The organism is Idiomarina sp. H2 (assembly GCF_004364275.1).
GTDB lineage: Bacteria > Pseudomonadota > Gammaproteobacteria > Enterobacterales > Alteromonadaceae > Idiomarina > Idiomarina loihiensis.
Map to the genome: position 1 here is coordinate 129,867 of NZ_SNZY01000006.1, position 16,174 is coordinate 146,040.

A 16,174-nucleotide genomic window follows, 5' to 3' on the forward strand; every position below is an offset into this window, starting at 1 on the left:
GGGCTGCCAAAGCAAAGAAAAAGGCCAGCGTTCTTCAACGCTGGCCTTTTTTATGGCTTATTTGTCTATTACTTCAGGCAAATAACATTTTCCGCATCTTCCGTTAAGCTTAAGCGCGCATCGCGGATGCGCAGCGTTGCCGGAGCCGCCCTGCTCATGCGCAACACCTCACCGACCTTCGCAAGCTCAAGCCCGGCATCCTGTAAGCACTGCACCGAAAAGTTCAAGGTGGTCCACTGCTCCGCTCCCGCCTCAATGTGTGTGCTGATATCTTCATTCACCTGACAGCTTTGTTCTGCACAATTCATTGCCAGGTTAATACCGCCCTCTGAACCAGCATCACGCTTAAGGGTTAGTGATAGCACGCCCTGCTCATTAGCAAACGCTCTGAGGTCACGCGGGAATGGGCTGACAAAGGTAAAATACGCGGGTTCATCACCACTAAACTTAAACAAGCGGGCATCTTCCTGTACCTGATCATCAAAGGTTTCTGTCACCAGTGACTCAATAGACTGAATGCTGCTGGTTACCTCAACCGCTTTATTCTGATTGCCAATTTGCAGCTTCCACGGTGACTGCGGAGCACGTTCAAAAATAACCACATCACTGACACCCTCAGCCGCCGCATAGTCGGTCGGTAAGTCATCAGGCAGCTCCCCCTGCTCACCAAAACTTAAGCCATAGCCGAGCTCAAACAATGGCTGATAAGGTTGCTGATCACTGTTCAGACGCCCTTGTTGAGGCGTCGCCGGCCATGAAAATGGCAGTTTACCCGTTATCTCATAACGAGGCTCGCCATTCTCGTCGGCAACAATAACATCCGCCACTCCATGACCTTCGCTGCCCGGAAGCCAGGCGGCCACAAACGCATCAGACGCATTCAATTCGGGGTTTACGTACATAGGGCGGCCACTGATAAAGACAGAAACCACCGGTATGCCCTGCTCCTTCAGTTTCTCAAGCAAGGCAAGATCCGTCGCATTACCGCGCTGATAATCGACGTTATCAATATCGCCGTTACCTTCGGCATAAGGTGTTTCGCCATACACAACCACCGCCACGTCTGGCTTGCTATCGTATTCCCCATCGACAGCCAGCTCTACCTCGCCGCCGGCTGCGGTTACCGCGTCAGCAATACCGGCATAAATGGAACGGCCACCCGGAAAATCGTCATTGCTGTTCCCCGTACCCTGCCAGCTAATGGTCCAGCCACCCGACTGCTGACCAATATTATCCGCCGCCGGTCCGGCAACCAACACCCGCTGGTTGGGATCAAGCGGCAACGTCTGGTTATTATTCTTCAGCAGTACCAACGACTCGCGCACCGCCTGACGGGCCACTTCTCTATGATCCTCTGCGCCAATTAACGCGGTTTTTCCCGATAGTGGCCGATTCGCCGGAGACGGTTTCTCAAATAACCCCGCACGCATTTTTACTCGCAGAATACGCCGTACCGCATCGTCTATTCGTTGTTGAGAAATTGTCCCGTCTTTGACTTGTGCAATGAGGTTCTTATACAAAGGCTTCCAGGCATCGGTCGGCACCATAAAAACATCCAACCCGGCATTGGCTGCCTGCGGGCAATTGGCGTTGGTGCATCCCTCAATTTGCCCGTGGCCGTTCCAGTCACCCACCACAAAACCGTCAAAGCCCATTTTTTCTTTGAGTACTTCGGTTAACAAGTATCGGCTGCCATGAATTTTCTCGCCATTCCAGCGGTTAAAACTGGCCATAACGGTTTGTGCACCTGCCTGCAAACCACCAACATAACCCTGGGCATGAATATCGAACAACTCTTGTTCCGATATGTCGGCATCCCCCTGATCAATACCGTCAGTTGTGGCACCGTCACCAATAAAATGTTTTACCGTACTAATAACGTTGCGTTCAGACAGAAAGCGCTCACCGACTTCACCTTGTAAGCCACGCACAATCGCCGCCGAATAGTCCCTCACAATGGCCGGGTCTTCGGAGTAACTCTCGTAGGTTCTTCCCCAACGCACATCCCGGGCCACGGCTACCGTCGGCGCAAAAACCCAGTCAATACCGGTCACCATCACTTCGGTGGCGGTAATGTCGGCGATATCTTCAATCAACGCGGGGTTATTTGCCGCACCAAGACCAATGTTGTGCGGGAAAATAGTGGCACCAAGCACATTGTTGTGGCCATGTACGGCATCCGTTCCCCACATCGTGGGTATATCAATCCCATCGACACTGTCATCCACCGATGCCTGATACATTGATTCTGCCAGCTCAATCCAGTCCTCTGGTGTCGCGTATTTATCGTTATTCGGAAATGCCCCGCCACCATTTAAGTACGAACCAAAGCCGTAGCGGCGCATATCTTCAACCGTAATATCACGAATTTCCGGCTGAATCATTTGCGCCACTTTTTGTTCCAGCGTCATTTTTTCTATTAACGCATCAATTTTGGCTTCCATGCCCGGCTCTTGCGCCACCGGTAAGTCCAGTTTCGGCCAGACGGTTTGTTGTTCCGTTTTGGGTTCAGGGCTTGAACACGCGGCAATAACCACAACCGGAAGCGCTGCTGTTAACCATGTTGCTAATCTCATTGTGATGATGCCTCCGAGGTTGCTACGGCTCTTTTAAACGCCCGTGGACGGTAGCCGCTAAAGCCATAATAGCCAATATAAACATAACAAAGCAGGGGTAAGATAAAGGCTGCCTGAACGCCAATAGAGTCAGCCAGAACGCCCTGCAACAATGGAATGAAAGCACCACCGACAATCGCCAGGCATAAAATGCCCGAGCCCTGCCCGGTACTTTCTTTGAGTCCTCGCAGCGCCAGGCTAAATATGGTGGGGAACATAATAGAATTGCACAAACCGACAAACAATATCGACCACATAGCCAAAGCACCGGAAGTCAGCATAGTTGTGGCAACCAGAATAACCGCAAGGCTTGCGTTAAACATTAGCACCTTATTGCCGGCAAATTTTTGCATTACGGCCGCACCAATAAAGCGCCCGACCATCGCGCCACCGAAGTACCAGGAAATATAGTGCGATGCTTGCGACGTGCTCATATCACTGACCTCCGGCATCGACAGATAAATAGCCAAAAAGCTGCCAATACCGACTTCAGCACCAACGTAAACAAAAATACCCAACGCACCCAGCACTAAGTGTTTTTGTCCCCAGGCGCCGCCTTGTGTAGGTAACGGGGCCGACTGATCAACTTTCCCCATATCGGGCAGTTTTAGCTTCAGAAAAACAAACGCCATCACCACCAGCGTGGCCGCCAGAATAAAGTAAGGCAACGTTACCGTATCTTTTGATACGCCAGAGGCTTCCGGGTCGGCAACACCACCAAATATAAGCCAGGCACCAAAAAAAGGCGCCACGGTGGTACCTAATGAGTTGAACGCCTGGGTCATTGTTAAACGGCTGGAGGACGTTTCCTCCGGACCCAGCCGGCTAACGTAAGGGTTTGCAGCAACCTGCAAAATGGTCACGCCCGACGCCAGAATAAACAAGGCCAGCAGAAATAAAGCGTAAACCTCTAGCTGGGCTGCCGGGTAAAACAACAAACAACCGGCTCCGGCAATCATCAAACCGGTGACAATACCGGATTTATAGCCAATCTTACCAACCATTAGCCCCGCCGGAACAGAGATAATGAAGTAGGCTCCGAAGAAGCAGAATTGAATCAACATCGACTGGGCATAGTTCAAGTCAAATAGCAGCCGAAGGTATGGAATCAAAATATCGTTGAGGCACGTTATAAAGCCCCAAATAAAAAATAGCGATGTCAGAGCAGTCAGTGCGAACCGATAATCTGGCTCGCCGCCACTGCCGTGCAGCGCTGAAGTCTGTGGTGTCGTCATAATTCCCTCTTGCTTTATTTTTTTTTGACGATGGCATTAACACCATCTAATATTATGTAAGCGCTTTCATGTATAGCATAATTTAATTGAATGGCAATGAAAACCTGCCGATACAGCGGATACTTATGACAACAATTACTTTACCCGAACCGTCGTTTTTAAAGTCACCTAATTTCATTTTTGGCGTGGCCACATCATCCTTCCAAATTGAAGGTGGTATGCAAGGCAGAGAGCCCTGTATCTGGGATACGTTCTGCCGCCGGCCCGGAACCATTAAAGATGGCAGCAATGGCGATGTCGCCTGTGATCATATAAACCGCTGGCAACAAGATGTTGAGCTCATCGCGTCGTTGAATGTTGATGCTTATCGCTTTTCAATTGCCTGGGGACGAGTCATTAATGCCGACGGCAGCGTCAATGCAGGTGGACTTCAATTCTATGTGGATCTGGTTGAGGCACTAGCTGAAAAACAAATTGAATCGCACGTTACTCTGTACCATTGGGACTTGCCTCAATACCTGGAAGACAATGGCGGCTGGCTCAACCGTGACACCGCCTATCGCTTCGCTGAGTATGCCGGCATTGTGGCTCGCGCGCTGGGTGACAAGGTCAGTAGCTACGCCACCATTAATGAACCGTTTTGCAGCGCGTATCTGGCGTATGAAGCCGGAATTCACGCACCCGGGCCGCAACAAGGGTCGTCCCGCCGTAAGCAAGGGCGTCAGGCCGCACACCACTTGTTATTGGCTCATGGTTTGGCGTTGCCTAAACTGCGCCGCGCCGCCCCCACTGCCGAGCACGGCATTGTACTGAACTTTAGTCCCTGCCACCCGGCATCGGATTCAAGTAGCGATATCGCAGCAGCTGAGCGTGCTCACCAATATCATAACCTTTGGTATCTGCAGCCTTTGTTGAATGGTGACTATCCATCACTGATGGATGAGCTTAACCACGATGAACGCCCCCAAATTGAAGCCGATGATATGACCATTATCGCACAGCCCATCGACTTTCTGGGCGTCAACTACTACACCAAAACCGTGTTTCGGGCCACCGATAATGGCTGGTTTAGCGACGTTCCGGCAAGCGGTGATAACCTCACCACCATGGGCTGGGTCATTTGCCCGGAAGGGCTGACCGAAATACTGGTAGAGTTAAAAAAGCAGTTCCCGAATTTGCCACCCATTTATATTACAGAAAATGGCATGGCCGAGGATGACCACGTTACCGACGGGGAAATCACCGATGCACTCCGGGTCGACTACTTTCAGCAGCATTTACTCGCCGTTCACAATTCGATTGAAGCCGGCATTGCCATTCGCGGCTATTTTGCCTGGAGTCTAATGGATAACTTTGAATGGGCCGAAGGTTACACGCAGCGCTTTGGTATCGTGCACGTTGATTATGAAACACAAAAGCGAACACTAAAAGACAGTGCAAAAGCTTTACAGCAGTTGTTCTTAAATAGACAATCACAGCATCACGCTGTGGAGGATCTATGCTAAGCCGTACCGAAAAAATTGCCTATGGCTTAGGCGACACCGCCAGTAACCTCATTTTCCAGACGGTCATGTTGTTCCTGGCTTTTTTTTATACCGATATTTTTGGTCTCTCCGCAGCCGCCGTTGGCACCATGTTCTTAGCGGTCAGGCTACTCGATGCCGTTACCGACCCCATGATGGGGCTCATAACCGATAAAACGCGTTCCCGGCACGGCCAGTTCCGCCCCTACTTACTATGGATGGCACTACCCTTCGCAATATTCAGCGTCTTAGCCTTCACCACACCTGACTTTTCCGCCTCGGGTAAACTCATTTATGCGTATGCCACTTATGCCTTGCTGATGCTGGCCTATACCGCCATTAATATCCCCTACTCGGCATTAGGTGGCGTGCTGACCGACGTTCCCGGCGAGCGCGTGTCGGTGCAATCTTACCGGTTTGTTCTGGGTATGTTGGGTGGCCTTTTGGTGACCACCTGTACACTCCCTTTAGTTAATGCCTTCGGCAACGGCGATAACGTGCTGGGTTATCAGTTAACCATTGCCGCTTTAAGTGTTCTGGGCATGGCGTTATTCGTGGTTTGCTTTTACGGTACCAAAGAGCGTCTGCACCCACCTAAGCAACAACACCTAACGTTAAAACAAGCAGCCGGAACATTATGGCAAAACGAACAATGGCGGCGCCTTTCCGTTGCCGCCGCACTGGTGTTAACCGGCATTGCATTAAAAAATACGCTGGCTGTCTATTACGTCAAATACTACTTGATGCAAGAGGAACTGATTACGCTGTTTGTGAGCGTCGGTATGGTGGGTAATATCATCGGCTGTGGCTTAGCGCAGTGGATTTGCCGCTATATTGATAAAGTGAACGCTTATATCGCTGTTCAGATCATATCAGCAGGCGTTTGCATTGCCGCCTACTGGGTAGCGCCCGAGCAACTTATACTGGCCTTTGTTCTTTACTTTTTCTGGGGCTTTTTCCTGCAAATGGGCACCCCCATGCTGTGGGCGAAAATGGCCGATGTGGTTGACTATGGTTACTGGAAAACCGGCATTAGAGCAACCGGATTAGTCTATTCTTCGGTGGTCTTCTTCATAAAATTTGGTTTGGCTCTGGGTGGTGCCATCGGCGGTTGGTGGCTGGCGTTTTACAATTATACCCCCGGCCAGCCTCAAACAGCGGAAGCACAACAGGGAATACTCATCGCATTCACTTTACTGCCCGCATTGGCTTCATTGCTTGTCGCGGCGGTTATGCACCGCTACACTCTAAAACAAAAGCGCGTACAACAAATATCGAAGGCACTGGAGCAGTTCAATTAAATGGCCACAATTTATGAAGTTTCGAAACTCGCCGGAGTATCTTTAGCAACCGTATCCCGAGTACTTAATAACAATACTCCTGTGCGCGAGGCCACGCGTCTAAAAGTCATGGAAGCCATGGATAAACTGGGTTATCACCCGAATTCCGTTGCCCAGTCTTTAGCGTCTAAACGGTCGAACAGTATTGGCATTGTGGTTTCTGAGCTGAACGGCCCCTTTTTCGGTACCTTGTTAAGCGATATTGAAGCCGCTTTTCGTCGTGCCGGTAAGCACGTTATTATTGCTGCCGGCCACAGCGATGAGAAGTTAGAAAAGGAAAGTATCGAGTTTTTGCAAAGCCGTAATTGCGATGCCCTGATACTGCACGTGGAAGCGGTCTCAGATGAGTTCTTAAACGAACTGGCCGCTAAAGAGGTTGCGTTCGTTTTGCTTAACCGATTTGTTGATGGGTTATCAGAGCGCTGTGTCACACTGAATAACCAGCACGGCGGCTACCTCGCCACCAATTATCTGCTCAGCCGCGGGCACAAGCGTATCGGGTATATTTCCGGCCCCATGTGGAAGCACGACGCCGAGCAACGTTATTTAGGTCATTTACGAGCCCTGGCGCAAGACAATATTAACGCTCAGGATATGTTGTTTTACGAAGGCGACTACCATGAGGTTGGCGGCGCTAAAGGCTTACACGCATTACTAGATGCAGATCCCACTCTCACAGCCGTAGTCTGTGCTAACGATGAGATGGCAGCCGGCGCCATGACCTCAGCCCGCGAAGCCGGTCTCTCACTGCCAAAAGACTTATCCATAGTCGGTTTCGATAACGTTAATTTTTCACACTACATGTTGCCAAAGCTCACCACCGTAGATTATCCCATAGGTAACATGGGCATGATGGCCGCCCGGTGGGTGCTAAAAAACGTCTACCAGCAGAAAATCGACGACATCCAGACCGTGTTTGAACCACTCATTGTAGAACGCGACTCCGTAGCACCGGTAACCTGACCCGTACGTAGCCTGATCCCGTACGTAGCCTGACATTCATGTCAGGTGAGATATCGGATCCGACCCCACGTAATACCGGATTCGACCCCACGTAGCCTGACGTTCACGTCAGGTGAGATATCGTTCCTGACGTAAACGTCAGGCTACAACACCAATCATCGGGCTATAAAATGTGGGTTGAGGTAGTCTTCTTTTTGGTTATAAAGCAGCGGTTCGCCGTTAAGGGTCAGTACGTCCCCGCCCGCAGCACTTAAAACGGCATGCGCCGCAGCAGTATCCCACTCACTTGTGGTGCCTAAGCGCGGATAAATGTCAGCTTTGCCTTCTGCTACCAGGCAAAATTTCAGCGAACTGCCCATAGGCACCATTTCGTAAGGTTTGCCTAAAGCATCTAACCAGTCGGTCGTTTCCTGAGAGGGGTGTGAGCGCGAGCGTACTACGCGCAAGGTTTCAGGCTCTTTCATAGCCACCGAAACCGCTTTATCGTTCAAAAACGCGCCGCGATCACGCTCGCCAGTATACATCGCGTCTAACGCCGGAGCATACACCACACCTAGAATGGGCACGCCCTTTTCTATCAGAGCAATGTTCACGGTAAATTCGTCATTGCGCTTAATAAACTCTTTGGTGCCATCCAGCGGGTCAACCAGCCAATAGCGGCACCAATGTTTGCGCTGCGCCCAGCTAATATCCGACGACTCTTCCGAAATAACCGGGTACTGAATATCCAGTGCACGCAAACCGTCACAAATAATATCATGAGCGGCTAAGTCCGCTTTTGTCAGCGGGCTGTCGTCGGCCTTTTTCTGCACATCAAAGTCATCGCTTTGGTAAATATCCATAATGGCAGCGCCTGCATCCCGGGCTATGTCTTTTACTTCTTTAAGCATGAATCATTCCGTTAAGTCACGTCTGTAATGAAAACGGGTTGAGAAATTGGCGACCCCAGAATAGCTTCCGGTCAACTTCGCTCAATTCTGCCTCATCACACACATTCTGCCAATTTTGCTCTATAACTGACTTTTGATTCTCAAAAATAGCCAGAGCTTCGTCCTGTTTCAACAAAAAGTTGGGGGCAGCTTTCAAACAACTACTCATTTGACTGGCATTATTGTTACCGACTATAAGCATTGCCTGCCCCTGCTCATTTCTCGTACGCCCCTGTGGGCAAATATCATAAGCAGGGGTAAGATTTAAGCTATTGCCATCCCAAAAAGCCGCATGGTTTCTTGCGTGATCATCCGTGTTACCGCATAAAATATTGAATACTAAGCGGGAAAACAGTTCTTTAAGCGTCTCCTGTGGCTTGCTGAAACGACGCCGAATAATTTCAGCGAGGGTTTCGTAACTCGCGTAACGCGCCATCATGTCGTCAAGCTCAAAGAGCGTTAAAGCAGATACCATTGGCTTACGCATCCAGCCACTTTTATTCTGCTTACGGTCAAAACGTTCAATTAGAATAACATCTTTACCCGCCGCCTTAGCCATTTGTACCGGAGCCACATTTAACCCAGCCAGCGAAGCTAAACGCATAGCAATAAACTCTGCTTTTACAACGCTATAAAGATCATTAGAAGCTGAAAATTTTGCAATGTACTTTATACCCTCTTGTTCAATAAGTGCTTTCGGACGAGCCCCTCCAATTGAACTACCATGATAAAGAGCCTGATCTAACTCCGGCGTTAGCGGAATACCTTTTTCAACACGCTCAGCCGACTCTATTAACTCTTCCATCGTGGCGTTTCTTGCTGAGCGAGGCACATATTCAGTTGGTGATAACTGAAAGTCGAGAGCCCCAATTCTGTCTGAGCCAGACTCCAACAAGTAAGTCAGTTCATCAAGCTCCGCCGTATCGACATTGTCTCCCCTATTACCCTGCAGCTTATTAATAACAACTCGACGTCCCCATGCATCCAGTGCCGCATCGCGAATACACCCAGGCATGCTTAAGCCTTGTAAATTGGGTATTACTCCCTGCTTTAATGGTAGCTCAGGCTCGTAGATTGGTATCGCGGAAGGCTTTTCATTAACACGCGCTAAATAATTCTTACCGTAGTTAAAAAGCAGGTTCTCGCCATCGGCTTCGAGTTTTCCAGCCACTACCGGAGTTGTCTCTCCCGGTAGCCAGATCCAGACATAGGCTTCTTTATAAATAGACTCAGAAGTCATCATCAACGGCCTTTTGCGGTTTACGCGCTCTTTGCGGCAGCAAAGCAAGTTTCTCCTCGGTACGCTTAATGTTATTCGCTAATTTTGGAGAAGACAGTTCTGCGTTGAATAGCGGCACACCGACAATACTGGCCACCTCGAATACGGCACCTATTTCACACTTAGGATCAGCCTTTTCAATACGCTGAAGCATACTTCTTGAAATACCTGCGCGCTCTGCGACTTCCTGAGTACTAAGCTTGCGCTCAATGCGCGCAGCACGAATAAGCCCAGACAGTAGAGTCAGGGCTTCTTTGGTGTATTGTGAGTAGGTACGTACTATAGATTTTGGCATACAATTGATTTATATATAAACCCTTAAGCCACTTAATGAGTTACTTATAAATCAATTTAGTTTGCAGCCGCAAGTTTGTCAAATGTTTTGCGGGCTTATCTCTTCGTAGCCTGACATTCATGCTAGATGGAATATAGAACCTGACGTAAACGCTAGATTACATGGGCAAAAACACAGCTATTCAAGTTCTTCTGGCATTTCATACCAGGGCATGTCTCCATCGAGAGTGCCCAAAAAAGCCTTAAGGTGACTTAACTCCTCCTTGTTTAACTTCAGCTCCTGAATGTGGCTCGATAACTGAGCAGTAGGGATATCGTTACCTTTTTCCGCCAATTCAGCATTTTGCCACCAGCCCATATTGTATAGGTTCAGTAATATATCCAAATTTTTAGCAAAGCCATTATGCTGATAAGGAGCCGTTTCCCCAATGCCACGCAACCCAGGCGTTCTGAATGCTCCCACATCCTCAGCTTTGCCAGTTATGCGATAACGCCCCTGAAACTCTCCAACGTTATGAAAAGACGACCCCAAATGGTGGTACTCACCATCGCTCAACAAGGCACCGTTATGGCAGTTGGCGCAACGAGCTTTTGTACGGAACAAATGCAGTCCTTTAATCTCGTTCTCAGTTAAAACGTCACGCTCACCTCGCATAAACTTGTCAAAGCGTGTGTTTGTCAGCGTTATCTTCCGCATGAAGGTTGCAATCGCCTGGCTGATCCGCATCGCGGACACCTCGCTGGAACCAAAGGCTTGTTCAAAAAGAGGTGAATAGCCTTCAATACTCCGAATACGAGCCACAGCGTCTGGCAAATTCGCCGCCATTTCTATTGGGTTTTGCCAACTTCCAAGTACTTGTTCTTCCAGAGAGTCTGCGCGCCCGTCCCAAAACACCTCCTCAATCCAGGCACTGTTTACAATAGAGGGAGAATTTAAGTCATGTTGTATACGATTATGCCCAATAGCCTTGCGCCGTCCATCCGCCCAGCCTAAATCAGGATCATGACAACTGGCGCAGGCCACTTGCCTTGACTTAGATAATCGACGTTCAAAAAACAGCTGCTTACCCAGCTCCCATTTTTCTTTCGAATAGGGGTTACTCTCAGGAAAAGGCGGTTTATTCTCAAGTGGTGCTAACGGCTTAAAATCTACTCCGTCATCAATAGTTGCTGCGGGCCATTGCTGCTGAGGACCTCGATAAACATCAACTAAAGAGTCCTGCGGCTCTGCCTCACAGACTGAACCGAACATAAGCAGACAACTACCTATAACAACTAGTAAAAAACGTCCTAATTGCATAGCGCTTAAAACCGATAACCCACTTCAACCCAGAACTGACGCCCCAGGCTAAATAATTGAGTCCCTTGCTCATATCGCAATACGTTTGACTTGTCCGTCAGGTTAATAACATCCAGGCTGACATACGGCGAGTTATTGCCTGCGAAAAGCTGATACTCAACCCCAAGGTTCCAGTTAAATGTCGTTCCCTGATCAACCGTCTCGTAATTTTTGAGCCCGGTAGCTTCGTCAGTGCCAGCAGAGCTCAAGTACTGGTAACCGTTGGTGTATCCAAACGAGTTAGTCATCGACAAGCGGTTATCAAAGGCCTGCATAATCACATCAATATTGGCCGAAATCGGGCTTGCGTAATCATCCGCAGGAAGGTCTACTCTCATCATACGTTTACCGTCAAAGATAATCTCTTCATCCGGATTCGTGGCTTTGCCATAACCTCCGTCAAGATATTGTGCATCGGTTTCAGTATCCATCCATGAAACACCAGCATTGACTCGCCAGTCAGAGGATAACCAGTTGTAAGTCGGCGATCGCCAGGACACGTCTATTTGCCTGGTATCGCTTTCGCCGCTATTAACATACTGGTACGTATCATCTTCGCTATTGTAGTCTGTACGAATTTGATCACGCCCCTTACGAACAACAAACTCAATTTTTGCTATTCCGGAAAATTGCGAACTACTAAGCCCAATACTGTACTCATCATCGTAAGGCGTATTCAGGTCACTCGGCAGCCACTTGTCCTCTCCTGAAAACTCATTAAAAGGTGAATCTGGATTATAAGTTTCTTCGCGCTCGCGAACGGTCACAAATTTCTTTTCTTCATCTCTTAAGCGGTACGATAAAAACGATTTGCCATAATATCGGTTAGCCCCAACTTCTACAGACAGGCTTTCGTCGTCAGCAAGGTACATTCCCCCGCTCAATCGCGGCGCCAAATTCGTGTTTCCAAGCCAGGCATCACGACTGGCTCGTAGCCCGCCCGAATAAAACAACGATTCGCTTTCACCTTTTATTTCACCGTATGCACTAAAATTAGTTTCATTAAAGCCAATATCACCAGCTCCGTACACAGCTTCACGATAAACATGATGCTCAGCGTAAGGTACGCCAGATATTAATGTCCGATCTGTCGGGGCGTATTCTGTGTAAACGTAATCTTCAGATCGACTCTGCCGCAAACGCACATGGTCAATTTCTAACCCATACAGAAGGTTATGATTGCCATTAAGTTCAGTATCAAAATCGAGCGATGCCGACAAGCGCTCCTGCTCATTTTCCAGGTCGCCGAAATTGCCAATATACGCGTTCTCGGTATAAATGCTCCGGCCAATGTATTTATCGAAAGTGTTTATTTGAGCATCACGGCTGTTGTCACTTAAATTCAGCGCCACCGTCGAGTCAACACGCGTTGCACCAAAATCGTCGCCATAATTTACGCTAAAGTTGTAGCCTCTCACTTCACTGGCAAAATCAGAATTGAAAAAATTAACTAAAAAACTGTCCTCAGAAAAGTCACTGTAAGAAAACGTAGCGTACAAATCGTAAGGCACATTCAGCGCATCAGCACGCACTGTAAAATAACGAGATTCGCTGTCGAGTTTGTCCTCATCTCCACGCTTAAAAACATTGCCTGTCTCTAAGAAGTATTCAAAGTCAGACATAGTAGCCAATTCAGAGGTCCGTTTTTGGGTAATCTCCGAGCGCTTTTCGCTATATCCCACAAAGAAGCCGATATCACCAGCCCTAAAGGTACCTGACAGCGAGGTTTCCGACTTATCAAAATTGGGCTGGAACTTGCCAGGTGTCCCCGTCGGAAGTTGCGCCGCACCTTCTTCAAAATTAGCCAACTGCGCCTTATCAATATGAAACTCGGTCCAACTGTCTTTGGTCATGCGATGACTCACCGAAAACGTGTTCTCTCCTTGATACCCACGTGTCTTTGCCTTTATCACGCCACCGGTAAAACCACCCTCTTTTGCCGAAGCATTGCTGTCAATCACTTCAATTGATGACAAAAACTCAGGGTCAATGAAAATTGATTGAGAGTGTCCCGACACTTGAGAGTAGCCAGGCGATTCTCCCGGGCGTAATACTTTAGCCGGGTCAAGCAGACTATCGATGCTACTGTTATCCAGTTGAATGTTATTCTGATACGGTGCCGCGCCCCGAATCGAAAATTCCGCTGGCTTAATATCGCCCTGCCGGGTACTGGAGCTTGCCGTATTATCAATGCGTAAAGATGGGATTATAGATAACGCCTCGCTTAAATCCGAACGCGTAGAAGTCCGCAAATCGAGCGGTCCAAGAGTTTTTACTTCCACCTCTGAATTTTCACTTTCTACCTTGGTGGTCGCTAACTCTTGTACCGGATCTTCCTGCGCATAAGTAGAAAAGGACAAGGTGGTGAAAATGGATAGGCTTACCGCAGCAGCAACCGGGTTACGCAAAAAAGACATAGGTAATTGCATCTTGAAACTCTCTGGCTTGAAAAACGTTTTTGGAATAATTCTCATTTAAGGTTGCCACGAAAACCCCAAACAGTCAATAAACGCTAATTATTCGCATTTACATCAAACCTTATTCCCCTTAAACTACCCGCCAGTAAACTCAGTAGATAAAGGTATTCATGTTGCTGCTAAGACTTTTCAGTGTCGTACTGCTCTTCATCGCCGTCGTTTTTAGCGCAAATAACCAGGCGCAAACGGTTGAAACAACCGATAAACTGACAGCGCAGTGGTTGGCCGTAGAAGACCAGACTCGCGCCTTGCAGGCAGGGTGGCAAGCAGACAGACCAATACTGGAGCAACGCATCCGCTTGTTGAATGCCGAAATAAATCAATTATCTGAGTTTCTTAAACAAACAAAAACGCGCACAAATTCCGTTGACGAAAAACGCTCACAACTCCTGCAACAGCAAAACCAACTAGAGCAACAACAGAAGCAGACAGAAACCACTATTAACCGTTTAGCTGCACAATTGAACCATCATCAAACGAGAATCGCGCCAGCAATAGCGGCTAACGAACAAGGCACGAATACCTCTGGTAACGACATAACCTCTAACACCGCAAAACTTCAATACGTGCTCTCACGCATTGAACAACTGCAGCAATTTAACCAACGAGTCGGCCAACACCAGGGAGTTATTGAGCTAAACCAGCAATCCCTAATGGTCGATCAACTGTACCTGGGGCTCAGTTACGCCTGGTTTGTCAGCAAAGATAACCAAACAGCTGGCTACGGCCGTGTCGTTAACGGTCAGTGGCAATGGCAGGCCGACCCTAACCTGAACGGCGAAAGTGTTCGGCAAGCTCTGAAAATTCTGAATAACCAGGCGCTGCCTCAGTATATTTCTCTGCCAGTTGAGTTATCCGCTCAAGGAGGCTCACAATGACGCCTGTGATAAAACATTCTTATTCAGCGTGTCTTTTCAACGCCATCAGCAGCTTATTTATAGTGGCGTTGGTATTACTAAGCAGTGCCCAAGCGTCGGCCAGCCAAAGCGGAGAATTGAACGAAGAGTATTTACTGAAAAAAATCGAACAGGCAAAACAGCGGCTTGAACAGACACAAGAACGTATCACAGAAAAACGCTCAAAACTGGCAACTCAGATTACCGAGCTTGAACAACAAGTCTCTCACTTACGCTCAAAAACAGCGACCGCCAGGCGCTCTAAAGATGAACAAACATTGTCTTTGCAAACATTAGAGCAGCGTCTTGAGCAGTGGCAGCAACAGCAGGATCACCAACAAAATGCCATTACTCGATTGCTGCAACAAAGTGGATTAAGTTATCAGGAAATTAGTGACCTTTCGCAGAGCGACAAGCTTAATTTACTGCAACAGCAAGTCAATAAACTGTTTGAAGCGGCAGAACCCAATTGGCATGAAAGCAAGGCGATAATGCCCGACGGCCGCCAGCTTGAGCGCCCGGTTCTGGCGTTAGGCCCTGTTCGTTTAATTGCCGCAGATAAAACAGACAAAGCTGTTACCGGTCTGGGCTCTGCGTCTGAAAACGGTGTTGAACTGGAGTACGCTTACAGCGAGAGTGAATCAAAAGAGTTGCAGAAACTCCGTCACTCAGGCTCCGCTCAAATTACCTTTGACCCGACCTTAGGCAAAGCACAGCAAAATCAGTCGGCGGATAAAACTCCGTGGCAATATTTAAACGACGGGGGTCTATGGATCATTCCCATTGTCATAGCAGCACTTGTTTCGCTCATTATGGCTGTTACTAAAGCCGTTCAGCTGTATCGCGTACCTGCCATAGATAATCGTGTTAGGCATCCTATGCAACAGCAACTTGAGCGCATCATAGAAAGTCATTTAGAGCTCGATGCAAAAGAAGACAAACTGGTTGCGCAAATACAGTGGATGCGCTTTAGGCTTCATAAAGGGTTAACGGTCGTTACGGTCATCGCCACCATTGCTCCGTTACTTGGGCTATTAGGCACGGTGTCCGGAATGATCACGACCTTTAATATGATGGCCACTTACGGCACCAGCGAGCCACAAGTGGTTTCAGGAGGCATAGGTCAGGCGCTTATCACAACCGAGCTTGGTTTAGTGGTCGCTATTCCATCGCTTATATTAAGTGCGGTACTCACCCGCAAAGCGAAAAACGACAGTGAAAAGCTTCAGCAATACGCGGTAGAGGCGCTGGAGCAACACAAAAAACAGCAGGCAGGTGCCTAAG

Annotated in this window: 12 protein-coding genes; 5 read left to right on the forward strand and 7 right to left on the reverse strand. The window is 48.5% G+C overall.

What is annotated here, in order from left to right; genetic code table 11:
- Positions 1 to 68: 68 nt before the first annotated feature.
- Together DET62_RS09585 and DET62_RS09590 are read right to left on the reverse strand one after the other, a co-directional pair.
- Positions 69 to 2,576, reverse strand: coding sequence for a glycoside hydrolase family 3 protein (locus DET62_RS09585; protein WP_110013735.1), 2,508 nt, complete (start codon positions 2,574 to 2,576; stop codon positions 69 to 71).
- Positions 2,573 to 3,850, reverse strand: coding sequence for a sugar MFS transporter (locus tag DET62_RS09590; protein ID WP_110013736.1), 1,278 nt, complete (start codon positions 3,848 to 3,850; stop codon positions 2,573 to 2,575). Before DET62_RS09590 ends, DET62_RS09585 begins: the two co-directional genes overlap by 4 nt.
- 125 nt (positions 3,851 to 3,975) lie before the next feature.
- Here DET62_RS09590 and DET62_RS09595 point away from each other — a divergent pair, with 125 nt between their 5' ends.
- The 3 genes from DET62_RS09595 to DET62_RS09605 are packed head-to-tail and all read left to right on the forward strand — an operon-like array spanning position 3,976 to position 7,676.
- Complete coding sequence (locus tag DET62_RS09595; protein WP_110013737.1) at positions 3,976 to 5,355, forward strand: GH1 family beta-glucosidase; 1,380 nt, start codon at positions 3,976 to 3,978, stop codon at positions 5,353 to 5,355.
- Entirely contained in the window at positions 5,349 to 6,674 is a 1,326-nt protein-coding gene (locus DET62_RS09600) for an MFS transporter (RefSeq protein ID WP_110013738.1), read from the forward strand. Before DET62_RS09595 ends, DET62_RS09600 begins: the two co-directional genes overlap by 7 nt.
- On the forward strand, positions 6,675 to 7,676 hold the full coding sequence (locus tag DET62_RS09605) for a LacI family DNA-binding transcriptional regulator (protein ID WP_110013739.1): 1,002 nt from the start codon (positions 6,675 to 6,677) through the stop codon (positions 7,674 to 7,676).
- A gap of 155 nt (positions 7,677 to 7,831) precedes the next feature.
- On the opposite strand, the gene cysQ is transcribed toward DET62_RS09605, so the two are convergent.
- From cysQ to DET62_RS09630, 5 genes are all read right to left on the reverse strand, one after another.
- A complete protein-coding gene (cysQ, locus tag DET62_RS09610; protein WP_110013740.1) occupies positions 7,832 to 8,566 on the reverse strand; it encodes a 3'(2'),5'-bisphosphate nucleotidase CysQ in 735 nt (244 codons plus the stop codon).
- A gap of 16 nt (positions 8,567 to 8,582) precedes the next feature.
- Positions 8,583 to 9,848 carry a HipA domain-containing protein gene (locus DET62_RS09615; RefSeq protein ID WP_243734976.1) on the reverse strand — a complete coding sequence of 422 codons (1,266 nt, stop codon included), beginning with the start codon at positions 9,846 to 9,848 and terminating at the stop codon, positions 8,583 to 8,585.
- On the reverse strand, positions 9,835 to 10,179 hold the full coding sequence (locus DET62_RS09620; RefSeq protein ID WP_034818377.1) for a helix-turn-helix transcriptional regulator: 345 nt from the start codon (positions 10,177 to 10,179) through the stop codon (positions 9,835 to 9,837). Before DET62_RS09620 ends, DET62_RS09615 begins: the two co-directional genes overlap by 14 nt.
- A 177-nt stretch (positions 10,180 to 10,356) precedes the next feature.
- Entirely contained in the window at positions 10,357 to 11,430 is a 1,074-nt protein-coding gene (locus DET62_RS09625; RefSeq protein WP_110013741.1) for a cytochrome c peroxidase, read from the reverse strand.
- A 53-nt stretch (positions 11,431 to 11,483) separates the two neighbouring features.
- On the reverse strand, positions 11,484 to 13,946 hold the full coding sequence (locus DET62_RS09630; protein WP_166635830.1) for a TonB-dependent receptor plug domain-containing protein: 2,463 nt from the start codon (positions 13,944 to 13,946) through the stop codon (positions 11,484 to 11,486).
- A 158-nt stretch (positions 13,947 to 14,104) separates the two neighbouring features.
- On the opposite strand from DET62_RS09630, the gene DET62_RS09635 reads away from it, so the two are divergent.
- Together DET62_RS09635 and DET62_RS09640 are read left to right on the forward strand one after the other, a co-directional pair.
- A complete protein-coding gene (locus tag DET62_RS09635; protein ID WP_110013743.1) occupies positions 14,105 to 14,872 on the forward strand; it encodes a DUF3450 family protein in 768 nt (255 codons plus the stop codon).
- Complete coding sequence (locus tag DET62_RS09640) at positions 14,869 to 16,173, forward strand: MotA/TolQ/ExbB proton channel family protein (RefSeq protein ID WP_110013744.1); 1,305 nt, start codon at positions 14,869 to 14,871, stop codon at positions 16,171 to 16,173. Before DET62_RS09635 ends, DET62_RS09640 begins: the two co-directional genes overlap by 4 nt.
- Position 16,174: the final 1 nt, after the last annotated feature.